Source organism: Burkholderia lata (assembly GCF_902499335.1).
Classification (GTDB): domain Bacteria; phylum Pseudomonadota; class Gammaproteobacteria; order Burkholderiales; family Burkholderiaceae; genus Burkholderia; species Burkholderia lata_B.
In genome coordinates, this window is record NZ_CABVQK010000002.1 from 597,258 (window position 1) to 617,466 (window position 20,209).

At 65.4% G+C, this 20,209-nt stretch carries 15 protein-coding genes; 1 reads left to right on the plus strand and 14 read right to left on the minus strand.

All coding sequences use genetic code 11. The features are described from left to right. Nucleotides 1–24: 24 nt before the first annotated feature. The 3 genes from BCO18175_RS06950 to BCO18175_RS06960 are packed head-to-tail and all read right to left on the minus strand — an operon-like array spanning nt 25 to nt 3,146. On the minus strand, nt 25–1,137 hold the full coding sequence (locus BCO18175_RS06950) for a polyamine ABC transporter substrate-binding protein (RefSeq protein ID WP_254599177.1): 1,113 nt from the start codon (nt 1,135–1,137) through the stop codon (nt 25–27). 10 nt (nt 1,138–1,147) lie between these two features. Beyond that, nucleotides 1,148–2,062, minus strand: coding sequence for an N-carbamoylputrescine amidase (aguB, locus tag BCO18175_RS06955; RefSeq protein ID WP_174980013.1), 915 nt, complete (start codon nt 2,060–2,062; stop codon nt 1,148–1,150). A 46-nt stretch (nt 2,063–2,108) separates the two neighbouring features. Beyond that, on the minus strand, nt 2,109–3,146 hold the full coding sequence (locus BCO18175_RS06960) for an agmatine deiminase family protein (RefSeq protein ID WP_174980014.1): 1,038 nt from the start codon (nt 3,144–3,146) through the stop codon (nt 2,109–2,111). 101 nt (nt 3,147–3,247) lie between these two features. On the opposite strand from BCO18175_RS06960, the gene BCO18175_RS06965 reads away from it, so the two are divergent. Continuing rightward, nucleotides 3,248–4,177, plus strand: a complete 930-nt coding sequence (locus tag BCO18175_RS06965; RefSeq protein WP_174980015.1) for a LysR family transcriptional regulator — start codon at nt 3,248–3,250, stop codon at nt 4,175–4,177. A gap of 78 nt (nt 4,178–4,255) precedes the next feature. Here BCO18175_RS06965 and BCO18175_RS06970 read toward each other — a convergent pair whose 3' ends face one another. The 11 genes from BCO18175_RS06970 to BCO18175_RS07020 all read right to left on the minus strand — a co-directional run bounded on the left by BCO18175_RS06970 (nt 4,256) and on the right by BCO18175_RS07020 (nt 19,761). Continuing rightward, nucleotides 4,256–5,560, minus strand: coding sequence for an MFS family transporter (locus BCO18175_RS06970; RefSeq protein ID WP_011351908.1), 1,305 nt, complete (start codon nt 5,558–5,560; stop codon nt 4,256–4,258). Nucleotides 5,561–5,792: 232 nt separating this feature from the next. Further along, on the minus strand, nt 5,793–7,469 hold the full coding sequence (locus tag BCO18175_RS06975) for a SpoVR family protein (RefSeq protein WP_174980016.1): 1,677 nt from the start codon (nt 7,467–7,469) through the stop codon (nt 5,793–5,795). Continuing rightward, entirely contained in the window at nt 7,466–8,734 is a 1,269-nt protein-coding gene (locus BCO18175_RS06980) for a YeaH/YhbH family protein (RefSeq protein ID WP_174980017.1), read from the minus strand. The genes BCO18175_RS06975 and BCO18175_RS06980 overlap by 4 nt, the downstream gene beginning before the upstream one ends. 125 nt (nt 8,735–8,859) lie before the next feature. Then, on the minus strand, nt 8,860–10,782 hold the full coding sequence (locus BCO18175_RS06985) for a PrkA family serine protein kinase (protein ID WP_166964227.1): 1,923 nt from the start codon (nt 10,780–10,782) through the stop codon (nt 8,860–8,862). 551 nt (nt 10,783–11,333) lie between these two features. Beyond that, nucleotides 11,334–13,100, minus strand: coding sequence for a methyl-accepting chemotaxis protein (locus BCO18175_RS06990; RefSeq protein WP_174980018.1), 1,767 nt, complete (start codon nt 13,098–13,100; stop codon nt 11,334–11,336). 278 nt (nt 13,101–13,378) lie between these two features. Then, nucleotides 13,379–14,308, minus strand: a complete 930-nt coding sequence (gene rbsK / locus BCO18175_RS06995) for a ribokinase (RefSeq protein WP_174980019.1) — start codon at nt 14,306–14,308, stop codon at nt 13,379–13,381. Further along, the gene (locus BCO18175_RS07000) at nt 14,305–15,336 is read right to left on the minus strand and encodes a LacI family DNA-binding transcriptional regulator (protein WP_174912368.1); all 1,032 of its coding nucleotides are present in this window, start codon (nt 15,334–15,336) and stop codon (nt 14,305–14,307) included. The genes rbsK and BCO18175_RS07000 overlap by 4 nt, the downstream gene beginning before the upstream one ends. A 35-nt stretch (nt 15,337–15,371) precedes the next feature. After that, entirely contained in the window at nt 15,372–16,391 is a 1,020-nt protein-coding gene (locus BCO18175_RS07005; RefSeq protein ID WP_174980020.1) for an ABC transporter permease, read from the minus strand. Next, nucleotides 16,388–18,001, minus strand: coding sequence for a sugar ABC transporter ATP-binding protein (locus BCO18175_RS07010; protein ID WP_174980021.1), 1,614 nt, complete (start codon nt 17,999–18,001; stop codon nt 16,388–16,390). Before BCO18175_RS07010 ends, BCO18175_RS07005 begins: the two co-directional genes overlap by 4 nt. Nucleotides 18,002–18,146: 145 nt before the next feature. Further along, nucleotides 18,147–19,097 carry a sugar ABC transporter substrate-binding protein gene (locus BCO18175_RS07015; RefSeq protein WP_174980022.1) on the minus strand — a complete coding sequence of 317 codons (951 nt, stop codon included), beginning with the start codon at nt 19,095–19,097 and terminating at the stop codon, nt 18,147–18,149. Nucleotides 19,098–19,374: 277 nt separating this feature from the next. Continuing rightward, complete coding sequence (locus tag BCO18175_RS07020; protein WP_174980023.1) at nt 19,375–19,761, minus strand: DUF805 domain-containing protein; 387 nt, start codon at nt 19,759–19,761, stop codon at nt 19,375–19,377. Nucleotides 19,762–20,209: the final 448 nt, after the last annotated feature.

Consider the following 20,209-nt stretch of genomic DNA (forward strand, 5'->3'; position numbering starts at 1 on the left):
GTTCGGTGGCTTCGTGATGCGCGGTCAAGGTCGCGCCGTCTTGAAGCCGAGCCAGGTCCGGCCTTCCAGACGCATCGCGGCCGGCGATTCCGCGATCGGAGTGAACAACGTACGCCGCGTCGCCTCGTCCGGATAGATGCCCGGATCGCGCACCAGCGCCGGGTCCATCAGCTTCAGCGCGCCCTGGTTCGCATTCGCGTAGCGCGTCGAATTCGAGATCTTCGCGATCACGTCCGGACGCAGGATGTAGTTGATGAACGCATGCGCGTTGTCCGGATGCTTCGCGGAGGCCGGAATGACCATCGCGTCGAACCACATCAGGGTGCCGATCCGCGGAATGTCGTACGCGACGTCACGTTTCGGATCGCGCGCCTTCGCCTTCTGCGCGGCCAGGTTGATCGCGCCGGAGAAGCCGACCGTCACGCACAGCTCGCCGTCGATCAACTCGTTGGAATCGGACGAATTGACGAATTCGCGGATGAACGGCCGGATCTTCATCAGCATCGCCTGCGCGGCCGCATAGTCCTGCGCGCCCGGATGCATCGGATCGCGGCCGATATAGCGCAACGCCAGCGGCAGCACGGTGCTCGCGGAATCCTGCAGGCCCAGCCCGCACTTCGCGGCAACGCGCGCCGCGATCTCCGGCTTGAACAGCAGGTCGAGGCTGTCGGCCGGCATGTCCTTGCCGAGGATCGCGCGCACCTTCGCGCGGTCGTAGCCGACGCCCACGGTGCCCCACATGTACGGCACGCCATACTGGTTGCCCGGATCGGATTGCGCCATCTGCTTCAGCAGCGACGGGTCGAGATACTTCAGGTTCGGCAGCCGGTTCTTGTCGAGCTTGCGAAACACGCCGGCCTGGATCTGCTTGGCCATGAAGTCGTTGGTCGGCCACACGAGGTCGTAGCCGCTGTTGCCGGTCAGCAGCTTCGACTGCAGCGTCTCGTCGCTGTCGTATGCGTCGTAGCGCACCTTGATGCCGGTTTCCTTCTCGAAGCCGGCGAGCGTATCCGGCGCGAAGTAATTGCTCCAGTTGTACAGGTTCAGCACCTTCTCTTCATCGGCGCGGGCCGTGCCGGCCAGCACGCACAGCGCGAGGCCCGGCAGCGCGCAGCGCAACCATCCGTTCCGTTTCATCGGGCCTCCCTCATCGATAACAGGACGATACGCCGTCGCTGGTCAGCAACGTGCGGTACATCTCCGGGCGGCGGTCGCGGAAAAAGCCCCACGATTGCCGGTCGGCGCGGATCGCGTCGAGATCGAACGTGTGCACGAGCACGGCTTCGTCGGTGCGGTTCGCCTCGGCCCGCTTCTCGCCAGTGTGATCCGCGATGAAGCTCGACCCGTAGAACACGCCCGTGAGCCCCCGCTGCTCCGGATTGCCGTTGCCGAAGCCGACTTCGCGGCCGATCCGGTTCGCGGCCACCACCGGCACCATGTTGGCGGCCGCGTGGCCCTGCATCGTGCGCTGCCAGTGGCCGGACGAATCGAACGCACTGCTGAACGGTTCCGAGCCGATGATGGTCGGAAAGCACAGGATCTCGGCGCCCATCAGCGCGAGGCTGCGCGCCGTCTCCGGATACCACTGATCCCAGCAGATGCCGATGCCGATCCGGCCGAAGCGCGTGTCCCACACCTTGAAGCCGGTGTCGCCCGGCGTGAAATAGAACTTCTCCGTATAGCCCGGCCCGTCCGGGATATGCGTCTTGCGATAGACGCCGAGCACGCGCCCGTCCGCATCCGCGACGGCGATCGAGTTGTACGCGGCATTGCCCGCGCGCTCGAAGAAGCCGATCGGCAGCACGACGCCGAGTTCGCCGGCCAGCGCCGCGAAACGGGCGATCTGCGCGTTGCCTTCGAACGGTTGCGCGAGTTCGAGATGGCGCACGTTCTGGTCGAGGCAGAAGTACGGCATCGCGAACAGCTCCGGGCACAGCACGAGATTCGCGCCCTGCGCGGCGGCCGCGCGAATCAGGCGCTCCGCGGTGGCCATGTTGTCTTCGAGATTCCAGCTGCCCGACGCCATCTGGACGGCGGCAACGGTGATGTGTTTGGACGGCATTGCGATTGCTCCTCGGTGGGACCGGAAACCGCTGGCGAAACGTCGCTCAGTTCGCGACGGACGGCTGCTGCTGCGTCGAACAGTGGATGCTGCCGCCGCCGATCGACAGCGTCGGAATCGGCAGCATCTCCACGTTACGCCCGGGGAACGCACGACTGAAGACCTCGCGCGCGGCCTGATCCTGCTCGACGCCGAACGCGGTCACGATCACCGCACCGTTCACCAGAATGTAGTTCGCGTAGCAATCGCAGTAGCGCTCGGAGCCGAAGCGTTCGGTGACGATCGGCGACGGCAGGTCGAGCAGCTCGAAACGGCGCCCCGCCGCATCGGTCGCGAGCTCCAGCGCGCGACGGTTTTCCCGCATCACGTGAAAATAGTCGCCCTGCTCCGGCAGCGCGGCCTGGCACAGCATCCGGCCGGGTGCGATGAACGACGCGATGCCGTCCACGTGCCCGTTCGTCTCCACTTCGTCGGGATTGCCCGGCAGCCAAATGATCTTCTCGACGCCCAGCATGCGGCTCAGCTCCGCCTCGATCTCCGCGCGGCTCAGGTGCGGATTGCGATTGGGATGCAGCAGGCAGCTCTCGGTGGTGACCAGCGTGCCCTGCCCATCGACATAGAACGAGCCGCCCTCCAGCACCAGAGGTGAATTGAAGATCTCCGCGCCGGCCGCGCGCGCGATGTCCTGCCCGGCCTGCTGGCAGCCGTCGTACGGCTGGTACTTCTCGCCCCAGCAGTTGAAGCGGAACACGGCCGCGCCCAGCCCGCGCTGTTCGCTCACGAGGAAGGTCGGCCCGCAGTCGCGCAGCCAGTTGTCCTCGGCCGCGACCGGCAGCACGTCGACGCTCGCGCCGACCAGTTCGCGCGCGGCATCGACCTGGCTGTGGTGCGCGGCCACCACGCAGCGCTGGTAGCGGGCGATCGTCCGCGCGACCAGCGCGAATTCGCGGCACACCTGCGCGTAGTGGCTCCCCCACAGATCCTCGCGATCGTGGAGAACCGGCCATCCGAGCCACGTGGCATCCATGGATTCCCATTCCGCGGGCATCCGGTAACCGCGCTGGCGAGCATCAAAGCGACCCATCGTTCAGCCTCCGTTGTGATTGATGGCCGATTGTGCGTCAGGTTAAACTTGATGAATATTGATATTTCTTGGCCGAATTAATCAATTAACCTCATACCTCGATGCAACGTGTTCCGTCCCTGAAACTGCTGACCGGCTTCGAAGCTGCGGCCCGATTGGGCAATTTCTCGCGCGCGGCCGACGAGCTGCACCTGTCGCAATCGGCGATCAGCCATCAGATCCAACAGCTCGAAGCACAGCTCGGGCAACCGCTGTTCCGCCGGCGCGGCCGCGGCGTCGAACTGACCATCGCCGGCGAGGTCCTGCAGCGCAGCGTGCAGCGCGCGATGGACACGTTGCGCGGCGGCCTCGACCGCATCGCGACCTACCTGAATCCGGGGCTCGTCGTGCTGGTGTGTCCCGCGCCGTTGCTGCATGGCTGGCTGCAGCCGCGCCTCGAGCAGTTGCAGCAGGTGCTGCCCGACCTGTGCCCGCTGCTGTCGACCGACGAAACGGCGCGCTACGTCGACGAGATCGACGTCGACATGACGATCGGCACGCGGCCGATGCTGCAGCCCGGCCTGCTGGATATCCCGTTCATGCGGGACGAATGGGTGACGGTGTGCGCGACGCCGCTGGCGGCGCAACTCGAACGCGTGCCGCGCGACGAGCACCCGCGGCACGCGGGGGTCATCTGTCTCGAAGCCAGCCTGACCGACGAGCGCCTGGCGACGGTATTCCGCGAGCGGCTGTCGGCGTTCCGGATGCATGCGATCTACGATGACCAGCGGCTCGTGCTGGACGCCGTGCTGCGCGGCCGTGGCATCGCCTGCCTGCCGCGTCTCGTCGCGCAGGCAGGCATCGACCAGCGCACCCTGACCGTGCTCGACGATTACCCGCGCCTGCCCGGCACCACGTGGTGGCTGTCGCGCATGGAAGGCCCGTCGCGCTCGCCGATCGTCGAGCGGATGTTCGAATGGCTGGTCGAGCAAGGCAGCCTGTCGAGCGCATCCGAGCCGGCGCCCGACCACGCGCCGCCGCCACCCACGTAATCGCACGCCGCAAAAAAAAACGTCCCGCCGGCTGGCGGGACGTTCGTCATGACGTGAATGCGCACATTGCGCGGCCGATCACGGCTCGTGACGCAGATACCCTTCCTTGCTCGGATCGCGCATCCGCCACGACACGATCAGCGAGATCGCGCACAGCACGGTCACGTACCAGTAGAAGGTTTCCTCGCTGCCGACCGACTTGAACCACAGCGCGACGTACTCGGCCGAGCCGCCGAAGATCGCGTTCGCGACCGCGTACGACAGGCCGACGCCCATCGCGCGCACTTCCGGCGGGAACATCTCGGCCTTGATGAGGCCGCTGATCGACGTGTAGAAGCTGACGATCGCGAGCGCGACCGTGATCAGCACGAAGGCGGCCACCGGGCTCGTCACGTCCTTCAGCGCGTGCATCAGCGGCACCGTGCCGATCACCGCGAACGAACCGAACAGGATCATCGACGTGCGGCGGCCGATCCTGTCGGACAGCGCGCCGAACACCGGTTGCATCAGCATGTAGACGAGCAGCGCGACGGTCATCACGTTGCTGGCCGTCTTCGCATGCATGCCCGCCGTGTTCACGAGGTACTTCTGCATGTACGTCGTGAACGTGTAGAAGATCAGCGAGCCGCCGGCCGTGAAGCCGACCACCGTGAAGAACGCACCCTTGTGCTGCCACACGCCGCGGATCGTGCCTGCGTCTTTCTTGTCGCGCGATGCGGTCGTCGACGTCTCGTCGAGCGACTTGCGCAGGTACAGCGAGATCAGCGCGGCCGCCGCGCCGACCACGAACGGAATGCGCCAGCCCCACGCCTTCAGTTCGTCGGCCGACAGCGTCTGCTGCAGGATCACGAGCACGAGCAGTGCGCACAGCTGGCCGCCGATCAGCGTCACGTACTGGAACGATGCGAAGAAGCCGCGGCGGCCCTTCAGCGCCACCTCGCTCATGTAGGTCGCGCTCGTGCCGTATTCGCCGCCCACCGACAGCCCCTGGAACAGCCGCGCGACCAGCAGCAGCGCCGGCGCGAGTGCGCCGATCTGTGCATAGGTCGGCAGCACCGCGATCACGAGCGAGCCGCCGCACATCATCAGCACCGAGATCATCATCGCGTTACGCCGGCCGTGGCGGTCGGCGATGCGGCCGAACAACCAGCCGCCGATCGGACGCATCAGGAAGCCGGCCGCGAACACGCCTGCCGTGTTCAGCAGCTGCGTCGTCGTGTTGCCGCTCGGGAAGAAGGCCGGCGCGAAGTACAGCGCGCAGAACGAGTAGATGTAGAAGTCGAACCACTCGACGAGGTTGCCCGACGAGGCGCCGACGATGGCGAACACGCGCCGCCGGGTGTCATGCGCGGACAGCGCAGCTTGGTCGGTCTGGACGTCCATGGATTGGTCAGTTCCTTTTAGTGCTTTCTGGGCGAGACGGCCGGGGCCGCCGCGTTCGGTCGCACGTGGCACCGGTTCCGGCGCACGGCGCTACGGGATTTTAGCGAAATGTAAAGTAACAGGCTCTCCGGGTTCGTCCCGATGTAGAAAATTTTTCTCCTGCCATGCGTTCGTCATATGAAAACGCCAGCCCGCGGGCTGGCGTCCGATGCAAACTTTCCGCAGGCGGTGTTCAGATCCGCACCTCCGGCGGCACGTAGCGGCATTCGTAGCGCTTGCGCACCGTGCCGGCCTCGTCGACGCTTTCCAGGAACACGTCGAACTGCCAGAGCCGCGCCATGTGCTTGAGCACTTCGTCGCTGTCGTTCGACAGGTGGCGGTTGTCGGTCATGAAGTGGCGCAGCGTGAGACTGCGGTCGCCGCGCGTGTTCACCGCCCACACCTGGATGTTCGGCTCGCGGTGATGGATGTCGTACTGCCTCGACAGCGCCTGCCGTACGTACTGGTAGCCCGAATCGTCGTGGATCGCCGACACCTCCAGCGAATCGCGCATGTCGTCGTCGAGCACCGAGAAGAGCCGCATGTCGCGGATCAGGCTCGGCGACAGATATTGCGCGATGAAGCTCTCGTCCTTGAAGTTGCGCATCGCGTAGTGCATCGCCGGCAGCCACGGGGTGCCCGCGATCTCCGGAAACCACTTGTAGTCTTCTTCCGTCGGCGCTTCGCAGATCCGCCGGATGTCGCTCATCATCGAGAAGCCGAGCGCATACGGGTTGATCCCGCTGTAGTACGGCTTCGTGACGGGCGGCTGGTAGACCACGTTGCTGTGCGAATGCAGGAACTCCATCATGAAGCGGTCTTCCAGCTTCCCCTGGTTGTACAGCGTGTTCAGCAGCGTGTAGTGCCAGAACGTCGCCCAGCCTTCGTTCATCACCTGCGTCTGCCGCTGCGGGTAGAAATACTGGCCGATCTTGCGCACGATGCGGATCACTTCCCGCTCCCACGGTTCGAGCAGCGGCGCGTTCTTCTCCGCGAAATACAGCAGGTTTTCCTGCGGCTCGGGCGGATAACGGCCTTCCTGCTCTTCCATCAGCTCGGGCTTCTTGCCCGGCAGCGTGCGCCACAGTTCGTTCACCTGCGACTGCAGGTACGCCTCGCGCTCGCGCCGCAGCGCAGCTTCCTTCGACAGCGAAGGCTTCTGCGGCCGCTTGTAGCGGTCGACGCCGTAGTTCATCAGCGCATGGCACGAATCGAGCAGTTCCTCGACGCGGTCGAGGCCGTAGCGCTCCTCGCATTCCGCGACGTAGTTCTTCGCGTACACGAGATAGTCGATGATCGCGTGTGCGTCGGTCCACAGCCGGAACAGGTAGTTGCCCTTGAAGAACGAGTTGTGCCCGTACGCCGCGTGCGCGATGACGAGCGCCTGCATCGTCATCGTGTTCTCTTCCATCAGGTACGCGATGCACGGGTTCGAGTTGATGACGATTTCGTACGCGAGCCCCATCTGGCCGCGACGGTAGCTCTTCTCGGTCGACAGGAAGTGCTTGCCGAACGACCAGTGACGGTAGTTGACGGGCATCCCGACCGACGCATACGCATCCATCATTTGCTCGGCGCTGATCAGTTCGAGCTGGATCGGGTAGATGTCGAGCTCGTATTGTTCGGCGACCTGCGAGATGTGCGTGTCGTATTCCTCGAGCAGTTCGAATGTCCAGTCGGACGGGCACGGCAGCGGCTTGCGTTCGGCAACGTTCATACGCGCTTCCTTTTGCCCTGAACCGGGCAAGTCGGCGGCCGGCGGCGGTTCGGCCTGCCCGCGTTGCTGCGATGCGGCAGAGCCGGCCGGGTCGTCGCCGGAAGGGCGCGGCGCATAGCCGCGCGACTCGTTGTGCAGATGGCGGGTCGTCATGACATTTCCACCTGCTTTTCGAACAATTCGCGAAACACCGGGTAGATGTCGGCAGCCGATTCCACTTTTTTCATCGCGAGATGCTGCTGCGACAAGGCCAGTTGCGCGTATTCCAGCCACAGGTTCTGCTCTTCCGGCGCGACCTGGATATACGCGAAGTAACGCGTCTTCGTGAGGATATCCTCTTCCAGGATTTTGCGACACTTGGGCGAATCGTCGGTCCAGTTGTCGCCGTCGGACGCCTGCGCGCCGTAGATGTTCCACTCGGTCGGCGAGTAGCGCTCGTTCATCACCTTGCGCATCAGCTCGAGCGCGCTCGACACCACCGTGCCGCCGCTCTCGGTCGAATGGAAGAAGGTGTCTTCGTCGACTTCCTCGGCGCGCGTGTGGTGACGGATGAACACGACCTCGATGCGCTCGTAGTTCCGCTTGAGGAACAGGTAAAGGAGGATGAAGAAGCGCTTCGACAGGTCCTTGCGCTGCTCGTCCATCGAGCCTGAAACGTCCATCAGGCAGAACATCACGGCCTGGCTCGACGGTTGCGGCTGCTTCACGCGATTGATGTAGCGCAGGTCGAACGGATCGATGAACGGAATCCGCCAGATGCGCCCCTTCAGGTGATGGATCTCGGCCTCGAGCACCGCGATCTCCGCGCGCCGGTCTTCCGGATCGATCTTCATCGCCTCGAGCTGCGCCTCGAGTTCGCGCAGCTCGTTGACGAGCGGCGAGCCGAGCGCGATGCGACGCCCGAGCGCGCTGCGCAGCGAACGCACGACATCGATGTTGTTCGGCGTGCCTTCCGCCGACCAGCCCGCGCGCACGTTCTTCCAGCTCGGTACCGTCAGCAGGTGCGTCTTCACGAGGCGCGGCAGTTCGAGATCGTCGAAGAAATACTGCATGAACTCGTCACGCGACAACTCGAACACGAAGTCGTCCTGCCCTTCGCCCTCGTTGCTCGCCTGACTGCCTCCCCCGCCCGAGCCGCCCTGCGGACGCGGGATCTTGTCGCCGCGCACGTAGTCCTCGTTGCCGGGGTGCACGTATTCACGACGCCCGCCAGGGCCGTGCCGAAAATTCGGCTCCGCGATGTCCTTGCGCGGGATCGTGATGCTCTGCGTGCTCTGGATATCCTTGATGCTACGATCGCGCACCGCGTCGGACACGGCACGACGAATGTAGTTCTTGACGCGACGCAGAAAGCGTTCGCGGTTGGCGATACTCTTGTTCTTGCCGGCCAGCCTGCGGTCGATGATTTGATGAAGCACTCCCGGTCTCCCGCTCGAAAGTCGATACGCCGGGACGCTCGCCGCACATGCCGTATCCCGTCATGCAGGCGGCGTCTCAGAAAACACCCGTACGGCGACGCCGTACGGGCGCGGTACCGCGCGCGTCATGACGACTTGCGCACGCGCAGGTACCAGTCGCAAAGCAGCCTCACCTGCTTCGGCGTATAGCCCTTCGCGACCATCCGGTTCACAAAGTCCTCATGCTTGCGCTGTTCCTCCGCCGAACCCTTTGCGTTGAATGAAATCACCGGCAACAGTTCCTCGGTGTTCGAGAACATCTTCTTCTCGATCACGACGCGCAACTTCTCGTAGCTCGTCCACACGGGGTTCTTCCCGGCATTCGCCGCCCGCGCACGCAACACGAAGTTCACGATCTCGTTGCGGTAATCCTTCGGATTACTGATGCCGGCCGGCTTCTCGATCTTCTCCAGCTCCGCGTTCAGCGCGGCGCGGTCGAAGCTCTCGCCCGTGTCGTGATCGCGGAATTCCTGGTCCTGGATCCAGAAGTCCGCATACGTGACGTAGCGGTCGAAGATGTTCTGGCCGTACTCCGAATACGACTCGAGGTAGGCCGTCTGGATCTCCTTGCCGATGAATTCCGCGTAGCGCGACGCGAGCACGTCCTTCACGAAGGACAGGTACTTCTGCTCGGTTTCCGGCGGGAACTGCTCGCGTTCGATCTGCTGTTCGAGCACGTACATCAGGTGCACGGGGTTGGCTGCCACCTCGCTCGAATCGAAGTTGAACACGCGCGACAGGATCTTGAACGCGAAGCGTGTCGACACGCCCGTCATCCCTTCGTCCACGCCCGCGTAGTCGCGGTATTCCTGGTACGACTTCGCCTTCGGATCGGTGTCCTTGAGGTTTTCGCCGTCATACACCTGCATCTTCGAGAACAGGCTCGAATTCTCCGGCTCGTGCAGGCGCGACAGCACCGAGAACTGCGACATCATCTTCAGCGTGCCCGGCGCGCAGACGGCCTCGGCCAGCGACGAGTTGCGGATCAGCTTCTCGTAGATCTTGGTCTCTTCCGATACGCGCAGGCAGTACGGCACCTTCACGACGAAGATCCGGTCGAGCAGTGCCTCGTTGTTGCGGTTGTTGCGGAACGCCTTCCACTCCGACTCGTTCGAGTGCGCGAGGATGATCCCGTCGAACGGAATCGCGCCGAAGCCCTCGGTGCCCTTGAAGTTGCCTTCCTGCGTGGCGGTGAGCAGCGGGTGCAACACCTTGATCGGCGCCTTGAACATTTCGACGAACTCGAGCAGGCCCTGGTTCGCCAGGCACAGGCCACCCGAGTAGCTGTACGCGTCGGCGTCGTCCTGCGCGTACTGTTCGAGCTTGCGGATGTCGACCTTGCCGACCAGCGACGAGATGTCCTGGTTGTTCTCGTCACCCGGCTCCGTCTTTGCGATGCCGACCTGCCGCAGGATCGACGGATAGCGGCGCACCACGCGGAACTGGCGGATGTCGCCGTTGTATTCGTGCAGCCGCTTGACGGCCCACGGACTCAGGATGTTCTTCAGGTAGCGGCGCGGAATGCCGTACTGTTCTTCGAGGATCGGGCCGTCTTCGTCGTAGTCGAACAGCCCGAGCGGCGATTCGTTGACGGGCGAGCCCTTCAGCGAATAGAACGGCACGCGCTCCATCAGTTGCTTCAGACGCTCGGCGATCGACGACTTGCCGCCGCCCACCGGGCCAAGCAGATAGAGGATCTGCTTCTTCTCTTCGAGCCCTTGCGCAGCGTGGCGGAAATAGGCGACCACCTGCTCGATCACCTCCTCCATTCCGTAGAACTCACGGAATGCGGGATAGACCTTGATGACCTTGTTCGCAAAGATCCGCGACAGGCGCGGGTCGTTGCGGGTATCGATGTGTTCAGGTTCCCCGATTGCTGCCAGCATGCGTTCACCAGCCGTCGCGTACGCGGATGGATCGTTCTTGCAGAGCGCGAGATACTCCTCAAGCGAGAGCTCTTCCTCTCGCGTTTTTTCGAAGCGGTTCGCGAAGCTGCTGTAAATATCCATGCTACCTCCCTCGCCTGAGTCTGAAGACGTGCCTGCCTTCGTACGACTGCGCAGAAGCAAGCGCGTTCGAATTCATCCTAAACCCTTTCTTATTTTTTTTCACGAACTCTTCGTATGAAGTGCGTCATTCTCGACAACACCGCTTGGACAACACATTTCGTCGTTTTACAATCGATCTCCCGAGCCGCAGAAACTGCATCCATCGCGTCTCGTCGAACGACGGAACGTCTTGTGTGTTGGACACATCCGACGTCGTCACTTCCCCCCTTCATCCCTATACGTTCGAGCGATCGTTTTCGACGACACGTTGCGCGCGCCGTTACAAATTTTTTTCGCAGTGCCCTTACGGAAATACCCGTACGACGGATGCGGGAACTTCACCTGCATCCATGCACGCATCCGTCGATGCAGGTCACGCGATGCACGCGACGATGCACGATCGCCATTCATGCATGTCGCCTGTCACATTTTTCCGCCGCAGAAACAACAACGCCCGCGTATCGCGGGCGTTGTTCGTCACCAAATGGGGATAGATGCGCGGCAAGCGCGAATCAGAAGGTTTCCCAGTCGTCCGCGTCGGCGGTAGCGGCAGTCTGCGCCGGCGCCGCCGAAGCAGCGGCGGGCTTGCGCACCGGCGCCGTTGCGGCCGCGCGTTTCGGCGCTGCATCGCGATCGTCGCGCGCAGCAGCCTGGACAGGCACGGCAACCGCTGCGGAGGGCGCACGCGGCGCGTGACGCACCGCAACCGGAGTCGTGCCGCCGGAGCGTGACGTGTCGTCGTCGAGCTGGAACACCGCTGCCGTTTCGCGCAGGCGTCCGGCCTGTTCGTCGAGCGATTGCGCGGCGGCCGCGGCTTCCTCGACGAGCGCCGCGTTCTGCTGCGTGACCTCGTCCATCTGCGCGACCGCGCGTGCCACCTGGTCGATCCCGCCGCTCTGCTCCTCGGACGCCGCCGCGATCTCGCCCATGATGTCCGTCACGCGCTGCACCGCACCGATCACGTCGCTCATCGTGCGCCCTGCTTCGTCGACCAGCGTGGAACCCGACCGGATGCGCTCCACCGACGCGTCGATCAGCACCTTGATCTCCTTGGCCGCGGTCGACGAACGCTGTGCCAGGCTGCGCACCTCGCCCGCGACGACCGCGAAACCGCGGCCTTCCTCGCCGGCCCGCGCGGCTTCGACTGCTGCATTCAGCGCAAGAATGTTGGTCTGGAATGCGATTCCCTCAATGATCGCGATGATGTCCGCGATCTTCGCCGAGCTGTCGTTGATCTCGCCCATCGTGCCGACCACCTGGCCGACCACCGTATTGCCCTTGTTTGCAATCTCCGACGCATTCGCGGCCAGCGAACTCGCCTGGCGCGCATTGTCCGCATTCTGTTTCACGGTGCCGGTCAGCTGTTCCATGCTCGACGCGGTTTCCTGCAGCGCCGCGGCCTGTTCCTCGGTGCGCGACGACAGGTCGATGTTGCCGGCCGCAATCTGGCGCGCCGCGGTCGCGATCGACTCGCTGCCGCCGCGCACGGTGCGCACCGTGTCGACGAGCCCGCGCTGCATCCTGCCGAGGCCCTCGAGAAGCTGGCCCATCTCGTCATGGCGGTCCACGACGATCGGCCGGCGCAGGTCGCCGGCGGCAATCGCGTCGAAATGCGCGAGCGCATCGGCAATCGGGCGGCCGATCGCGCGGCTCAGCGTCAGCCACGACACTACCGCGGCGGCAAGGCCGGCCACCAGCGCGGCGATCGCCAGCACGCGCAGCGTGTCGTTCGTCGATTCCGCGTGGTCGAAGCCGGCTTGCGCATCGGTGAACTGGAAGTTGCGCAGCGCCTCGCTCGCCGTCGACAGGTCGCTATAGCTCGCCTGGAGCTGCTTCGCGCCGTTGCCGATCTGGTCGGCCTGATTCGCGCCGACAACGCTCGCGAACGCGTCGCACACGCGTTGCAAGGCCAGCCGCTTCGCGGCGACGTCCTGGGCGAGCCGGTCTTCCTCCGGGCCGCGCGGCAACGCGAGGTACTTCTGCCACCACGCGTCGGACTGCGTACGCATCGCGCGGCTTCGCGCGACGGCGTCCGCCGCATCGGGCGTGCCGGCCAGGAGCGCCGCCCGGTCGAGCGCCAGGCGTTCGCGCGCGGAGAAGATCTCGGCCACCGATACATCGACCGCGCTCGGCATCTGGTTCGTGAAAATTTCGCGCGTCGTATCGTTCGCGCGTGCCATACCGTACACGCCGAGCCCGCCGATCACCCCCAGGAGCACCGCCAGAAACGCCATCGTGAAACCGATGCGCGCACGAATCGTCAGGTTTTTGAACACCATCATCCTTCCTGTGTTGCGTCGTGATGGACGGGACGGGCCCGTCGCTTCGAAGCATTGCTTCACCTGATGCATTTACGACCGTGCACCGCACAACTTGATGGTTTTTGCGCTATTTTTTCGAATTATTCATCTGTTTATTACAAATAGCTAAATGAATAATGCGTAATTTGGCGTGCGCTGAAAGCAAGACGATGGAAAGCCCTCCGCTGTCGGCGGGCGTCGCTAAGACACGACCGGCCGTCGTTGGCGACGAGCCGGCCGCGATGCGTGATCAGGCCCTATCCGGCCAGTTCGGCAAGCGTTGGAATCGACGGCTGCGCGCCCGCTCGCGTGACCGACAGTGCCGCCGCGCGTTGCGCGAAGCGGATGGCCGTGTCGACGTCCGCGCCGGCCGCGAGCCGCGCGGAAAAGCCGCCGATGAAGGTATCTCCGGCCGCCGTCGTGTCGACGGCCTGCACGGCCGGCGCCGGATAATGGCGCGCGGCGCCATCGGCCGTCAGCGCAAGCACGCCGCGCGCGCCCAGCGTGACCAGCACGTTGCGCGCGCCGCCTGCCTGCAGCACGCGCGCGGCGGCTTCCGCCTCGGCCGGGTCGCCCACCGGCAGCGCGGTCAGCGCGGCCGCCTCGACCTCGTTCGGGATCAGGTAATCGACGAGCGGCAGCCAGCCATCCGGCAACGGTGCGACGGCCGGGGCAGGATTGAGCACCACCGTGCGGCCGAGCCGACGGCCGGCCGACAGCGCTGCGAACACCGCGTCCGGCGGCGTCTCGAGCTGGCAGATCAGCACGTCGGACGACGCCAGCGCAGCCTCGTGCCGTGCGACCGTTTCGGTCGTGACCTCGCCGTTGCCTCCTGCGACGATCACGATCGCGTTCTGGCTCGCATCGTCGACGACGATCAATGCGACGCCGGTCGACGCCGACGCGCTCGTCGCGAGCCCCGCGCAGTCGATCCCCTCGGCTTCGAGGCCCGCGCGCAGTGCCGCGCCGTGCGCATCCGCGCCGACGCAGCCGATCATCGCGACCTGCGCGCCGAGCCGCGCGGCGGCGACGGCCTGGTTGCCGCCCTTGCCGCCCGCCGCCTGCGCGAACGCGTGACCGGCGAGCGTTTCGCCCGGCAACGGCAGACGCGGCGCGCGCACGACGAGATCCATGTTGAGACTGCCGACTACCGTCACGCGGCCGGTGCCTGCTGCGGGCGCCGTCATGCGCGCCCGCCGGAGGCCGGCGGCTCGCGGTAGACCGCCGTCGATTCGCGCAGCACGAGGCGCGGCGACACGACGCGGCGGCGGCTCGGCACGGCGGTCGAACCGCCACCGATCCGCTCGATCAGCGTCTGCGCGGCCATTTCGCCGAGCGCGCGCACCGACTGGCCGACCGTCGACAGCGCCGGATACGTGTAGCGGGAGAATTCGATGTCGTCGAACCCGATGATCGAACAGTCGTCGGGCACGCGCATGCCGCGCTCGGCCGCCGCGCGCAGCGCGCCGACGCCCATCAGGTCGTTGCCCGCGAAGATCGCGCTCGGCCGCACCGATTCGAACAGCCGCGACGCCGCGTGATAGCCGCCGAGGCACGAGAAGTCGCTTTCCGCGATCGCGCCCGGCACGATGTCGACACCGCGCTCGGCCATCGCACGGATGAAGCCGTGCACGCGCATTGCGCTGACCGCCGTGTCGGTCGGCCCCGTGATGCAGCCGATCTTCGCGTGCCCGAGCTCGAGCAGGTGGCGCGTCGCCAGGTACGCGCCGCGCTCGTGGTCGATCTGCACGAGGTCGGCCGCAAGCCCCTCGATGTTGCGGTCGACGACGACGAGCGGCGCATGGATGTCCGCGAGCGTCTGCGCGAGCACCGCGTCCTCGCCGGCCGATGCGACGATCAGCCCGTCGATGCGCTTTTCCTGCAGCACGCGCAGGTAGTTGCGCTGCTTCACGGGATCGTCGTCCGAGTTGCAGAAGAACACGCAATAGCCATTGGCCGCGCACTGGTCCTCGATGCCGCGCGCAAGCTCCGCGAAGTACGGATTCGTGCTGTTCGGCACGACGAGGCCGATGGTCGCCGTCGAGCGTGCCTTCAGCGAGCGCGCCACGGCCGACGGCACGTAATTCAGCTCGCGGATCGCGCCCTCGACCTTCGCACGCACATCCGCGGACACCGGCCGCGAATTGTTCACCACGTGCGAGACGGTCGTAAACGACACGCCCGCCATGGCTGCCACATCCTTGATCGTCGCCATTTCCCGTTTCTCTCTGGTCTGTTCTGTCTGTCTATCTACCGCACGCGCGTGCGCCGGCTGCGATACGTATCGAGCACGACCGCCACCACGATCACCGCGCCGGTGATGATCCGTTTCGTCGGCTCGTTCGCGCCGATCTGCGCCAGCCCCGCAGCCAGCACGGAGATGATCAACACGCCAAAGAACGTGCTGATCACCGAGCCGCGCCCGCCCATCAGGCTCGTGCCGCCGATCACGACGGCGGCAATCACCTGCAGTTCGAGGCCGACGCCCGCGTTCGGGTCGGCCGCCTCGAGGCGCGAAATCTGGAACAGCGACGCAAGCCCTGCGAGTGCGCCCATCAATGCGAATACGAGAATTTTATACGGCCTCGGGTTAACCCCCGCAAGTCGGACGGCTTCTTCGTTCGTGCCGATCCCGACGAGATAGCGTCCGAACACGGTGCGCGTCAGCACGAACTGGGCCGCGATCATCACCGCGACCGCGATCAGGAACGCCGGCGAGATGCCGAGCGCGATCGGGTTCGACAGGAAATCGAACGCGTCGCCGATATAGGCCGTACGCGAATTCGTCAGCTGGTATGCGACGCCGCGCGCGGCCTCCAGCACACCGAGCGACACGATGAACGACGGGATCCGCCAGCCGACCGTGACCGCGCCCGTCAGCGCGCCCGTGACGGTCGCGACCGCGATGCCGATCAGCGCGGCCGGCAGCGGCCCCCACTGCCATTTCAGCGCGGCGACGCTGACCATCGACGCGGCGAGCGCGAGCACCGAGCCGACCGACAGGTCGATCCCGGCGATGATCAGCACGAAGGTCATCCCGACCGACATCACGACGAGATCGGGAATCTGGTTCGCGATCGTGCTGAACGTATCGTAGGTCAGGAAATGCGAGCTCAACGTCGAAAACAGCACGATCATCGCGGCGAGCGCGCCGGCGAGCCCGAGATAGTTCGACAGGCCGAACCGCGTGCCGGACAGCGTGCGCGCGCGGCGCCCCGTCACGTCCTGCTGCGCGCCTGCGTCGGTCGGGGTTACGGGAGGCTGGGTCATTGCTGTGGTCCTGTCGTCGAAGTGCCAGGAGCGGCGCCTGGCGCCTGCCCCGCATCCGGATGCCGTGCGCCGCCCGGCGGCGTCTCGCGGCCGAAGCCGGCGAACGCCGCGGCCAGCAGCGTATCCTGGGTCCAGTTGCCGCGCTCGAACACGGCGGTCATGCGGCCGGCCGACATCACGCCGATCCGGTCGCAGATCAGCATCAGCTCGCGCAGGTCGCTCGACACGACGACGAGCGCGCGGCCTTCGCGCGCGAGCGCGCCCATCAAAGTGTAGATCTCGAACTTCGCGCCGACGTCGATCCCGCGCGTCGGCTCGTCGAACAGCAGCACGCCCATGTCGCGCGCGAGCCAGCGGCCGATCACGACCTTCTGCTGGTTGCCGCCCGACAGCTCGCCGACCGCCTGCGCCGCGCCGTGCGTACGGATCCGCAGCGCGTCGATCTGCTGCTCGGCGAGCGCCGTTTCGCGCGCGCCGTCGACGATCCCGCCGCGCGCGAGCCGGTCGAGCTGGCCGAGCGACACGTTCGCGGTGATCGACTGCGTCAGCAGCAGCCCTTCGCCCTTGCGATCCTCGGTGATCAACGCGATGCCTTGCTTCACCGCCTCGACGGGCGAACCGATCCGCACCGGCTTCGGCGGCTGGCCGATCGCGATCGTCCCCGCGTCCGGCGCATCCGCGCCGTAGATCAGCCGCAGCAGCTCGGTACGCCCCGCGCCGATCAGCCCCGAGATGCCGAAGATCTCGCCCGCGCGCACCTCGAGCGACACGTCGCGCACCGCCGTCCCGCGGCTGAGGCCCGACACGACGAGCCGCGGTGCGCCGATATGGCGCTCGCCAAGGTCGATGTGCTCGCCAATCTCGCGCCCGACCATCAGCGTGACGAGCCCGTCGGACGTTGTCGCCGCCATGTCGCCCGCGTGGACGAGCCGGCCGTCGCGCAGCACCGCGACGCGCTCGGCAACGCGTGCAAGTTCCTCGAGCCGGTGCGAGATGTAGATGATCGCGACGCCGCGCGCCTTCAGCCGGTCGATCTGCTCGAACAGCAGCTCGACTTCGCGCGCGGTCAGCATCGCGGTCGGTTCGTCGAGAATCAGCACGCGGCAATCGCCGATCAGGTTGCGCGCGATCTCGACCATCTGCTGATGGCCGATGCCGAGCGCGCCCACCGGCGTATCGGGATCGACCGTGTCGAGCCCGACCTGCGCCATCGCGGCCCGCGCATCGTCGCGCAGCCGCGCGCGATCGATGATCCCGAAGCGCCGCGGCAAGCGGTTCAGGAACAGGTTTTCGGCGACCGTCAGTGTCGGCAGCAGGTTCAGCTCCTGCATCACCATGCGCACGCCGAGCGCTTCGGCCTGCGTGCGGCTCGCCGGCGCATACGGCTGGCCGCCGAGCAGCATCGTGCCGGCGGTCGGCTCGACGAGACCGCCGATGATCTTCGACAGCGTGCTCTTGCCGGCGCCGTTCTCGCCCGTCAACGCAAGCGCGTGACCCGGCTCGAGCGTCAGCGTGACGTCGGCGAGCACGGGTTCGGCATAGGTCTTGCCGATGCCGGATACGGACAGCACGGGAATAGCTGCGCGGGAGGGTTGGAAAGTCGGGTCCATCGCGATCCTGGTTGCGGCCGCGCGCACGCGGCGCGCGGGTGTGACGCTCACAAGTGCATGTGCATGCAGTGGCCGTGATCGCGCTCACTCCGGATAACGGCCGCCGCGCCGAATTCTTGAGGGCGGCGGCCGCATCGGGGCCGCGTCACTTCGTCACGAGATCCACCGGCGTCTCGATCACACCCGACATGTCGGCCTGCTTGCGATGCTCGGCGATCGCCTTGAGCGCCGTGTCGATGCCGAACACGGCCTGCTTCGCCGCGTACTGATCGGCGGTCGCGAGCACGCGGCCGTCCTTCAGCATCGGCTTGATCGCGTTGATGTTGTCGTAGCCGACCACGAGCACCTTGCCCTGCTTGCCGGCCGCGCGCACGGCCGACACGGCGCCGATCGCCATGTTGTCGTTGCCGCACAGCAGCGCCTTCAGGTTCGGGTATTCGTTGAGCATCGCGGCAGCCACCGCATTGCCCTTGTCGATCTCCCATTCGCCGGACTGCACCGACACGACCTTCATCCCGCCCGCCTTCATCGCGTCCTGGAAGCCGGCCGTGCGCTGCTGCGCGTTGGTCGTCGTCGACACGCCTTCGACGATGCCGACCTGGTCGCCCGCCTTCAGCTTCTTCGCGAGGTAGTCGCCGATCTTGCGCGCGCCCTTGCGGTTGTCGGGGCCGACGAACGGCACGTTGAGGTTCTTCGACTTCAGCACGTCGGGATCGAGCCGGTTGTCGATGTTGACGACAATGATGCCCGCGTCCACCGCCTTCTTCACGACCGGCACGAGCGCCTTCGAGTCGGCCGGCGCGAGCACGATAGCATCGACCTTCGACACGATCATCTGCTCGACGATGCGGATCTGGTTCGCTGTGTCGGTCTCGTCCTTGATGCCGTTGGTGATCAGGTCGAACTGGCTTGCATTGTGTTTCTGGTATTCCTTCGCGCCCGTTTCCATCGTCAGGAAGAACTCGTTGGCGAGCGACTTCATCACGAGCGCGACCTTCGGCTTGGCCGTGGATTGCGCGTGGACGGCCGGTGCGGCAGCGACCGCGACGGCGGCGAGCGCGGCGGTCAGGAAGCGACGGCGAAAGAGGACATTCATACACATCTCCTGGCGACTGGCCCGAAGGGCCGGACTATTGTTTGACTGTTGTTTTAATGTGAGCAAACGTTTGCGCCACACTACCCGGACAATGGCCATCGATGCTGCTGTCGGTACCACGGAATGGAAGCGAGGCAGACGGCCGACTGCCTGACGCGTGCTGTCGTTTACGCGCCGCCGCCGGCGGGACGCCGGCGGAGTGAAGGCTATGCTGTACCGATTCGCGTCGGCGCGCAACCTGTCTGAACAATAATTAAGGGTTTATTCGGAGCGCGCATCACGCCGGGTTCCGCGGCGCCGGCTCGTCTTCATCGGCCGACGGCAGCTCGCCGAATCGATTCGCACGCGGCGTGCCGGCGATGAAACCGTTCATCACGAACAACGCGAGCGCGCCGACGATCGGCACGAACAGCAGCAGCATCCACCATCCCGACTTGTCGATGTCGTGCAGCCGCTTCACGCCGACCGCAATCGACGACCACACCGCGACGACCGCGATAGCGGCGAGCGCCAGCATCGCCAGCAGCGGCAGATCGTCGTCCGGCATGCCGCGGGAGCCCGCATCGAAAATCGCGCTGAGCACCGTGGAAACGACCGCGTAGATCCACCACGGCAAGCGCCCGATGCGACCTTCGAAGGAAAAGAGAAACCACTTCAGATTCATTGTTTACCTCTTCGTCACGCGTGTTGCGTGCTGTACGACATGTCGCCGTGTGGGGCGGAACCGGCAATCCGCGAGCGTTGTTTAGCAATTGCGAAATGGCTGTCGATAACGCGCCCCGCACTTCGTTCCGGCGTAACGCATTGTGCCGCCGATGCGGGCCTGCGGTCAGGATGGTGGCCAAAGGGCCGCCTCAACGCCCGTCAGCCGGCATTCACGCGCATTGAATCACATCTGCGGGGAAACGGGTCGTCCGGTATGGCGAATGGCCAAACGGAAACGTGGCGTTCAAGCGTGCCGTGTTGTGCTTGTCGTTGCGCTGGCAAGCAAATACGTGTCGTTCGCCGCGTGCGGCGAAGAATGAGACTGGAAACCGCGATTGCGGTCGATGCTTCGGTGAGTCGAACAACCAGGGCGGTGGCGGATCGCCTGCCGCCGCCCAATACAGGCC

Coding starts and splice junctions, on each gene's coding strand:
- BCO18175_RS06950 (WP_254599177.1), bottom strand. CDS start 1,137: ATGAAACGGAACGGATGGTTGCGCTGCGCGCTGCCGGGCCTCGCGCTG.
- aguB (WP_174980013.1), bottom strand. CDS start 2,062: ATGCCGTCCAAACACATCACCGTTGCCGCCGTCCAGATGGCGTCGGGC.
- BCO18175_RS06960 (WP_174980014.1), bottom strand. CDS start 3,146: ATGGGTCGCTTTGATGCTCGCCAGCGCGGTTACCGGATGCCCGCGGAA.
- BCO18175_RS06965 (WP_174980015.1), top strand. CDS start 3,248: ATGCAACGTGTTCCGTCCCTGAAACTGCTGACCGGCTTCGAAGCTGCG.
- BCO18175_RS06970 (WP_011351908.1), bottom strand. CDS start 5,560: ATGGACGTCCAGACCGACCAAGCTGCGCTGTCCGCGCATGACACCCGG.
- BCO18175_RS06975 (WP_174980016.1), bottom strand. CDS start 7,469: ATGACGACCCGCCATCTGCACAACGAGTCGCGCGGCTATGCGCCGCGC.
- BCO18175_RS06985 (WP_166964227.1), bottom strand. CDS start 10,782: ATGGATATTTACAGCAGCTTCGCGAACCGCTTCGAAAAAACGCGAGAG.
- BCO18175_RS06990 (WP_174980018.1), bottom strand. CDS start 13,100: ATGGTGTTCAAAAACCTGACGATTCGTGCGCGCATCGGTTTCACGATG.
- rbsK (WP_174980019.1), bottom strand. CDS start 14,308: ATGACGGCGCCCGCAGCAGGCACCGGCCGCGTGACGGTAGTCGGCAGT.
- BCO18175_RS07000 (WP_174912368.1), bottom strand. CDS start 15,336: ATGGCGACGATCAAGGATGTGGCAGCCATGGCGGGCGTGTCGTTTACG.
- BCO18175_RS07005 (WP_174980020.1), bottom strand. CDS start 16,391: ATGACCCAGCCTCCCGTAACCCCGACCGACGCAGGCGCGCAGCAGGAC.
- BCO18175_RS07010 (WP_174980021.1), bottom strand. CDS start 18,001: ATGGACCCGACTTTCCAACCCTCCCGCGCAGCTATTCCCGTGCTGTCC.
- BCO18175_RS07015 (WP_174980022.1), bottom strand. CDS start 19,097: ATGAATGTCCTCTTTCGCCGTCGCTTCCTGACCGCCGCGCTCGCCGCC.
- BCO18175_RS07020 (WP_174980023.1), bottom strand. CDS start 19,761: ATGAATCTGAAGTGGTTTCTCTTTTCCTTCGAAGGTCGCATCGGGCGC.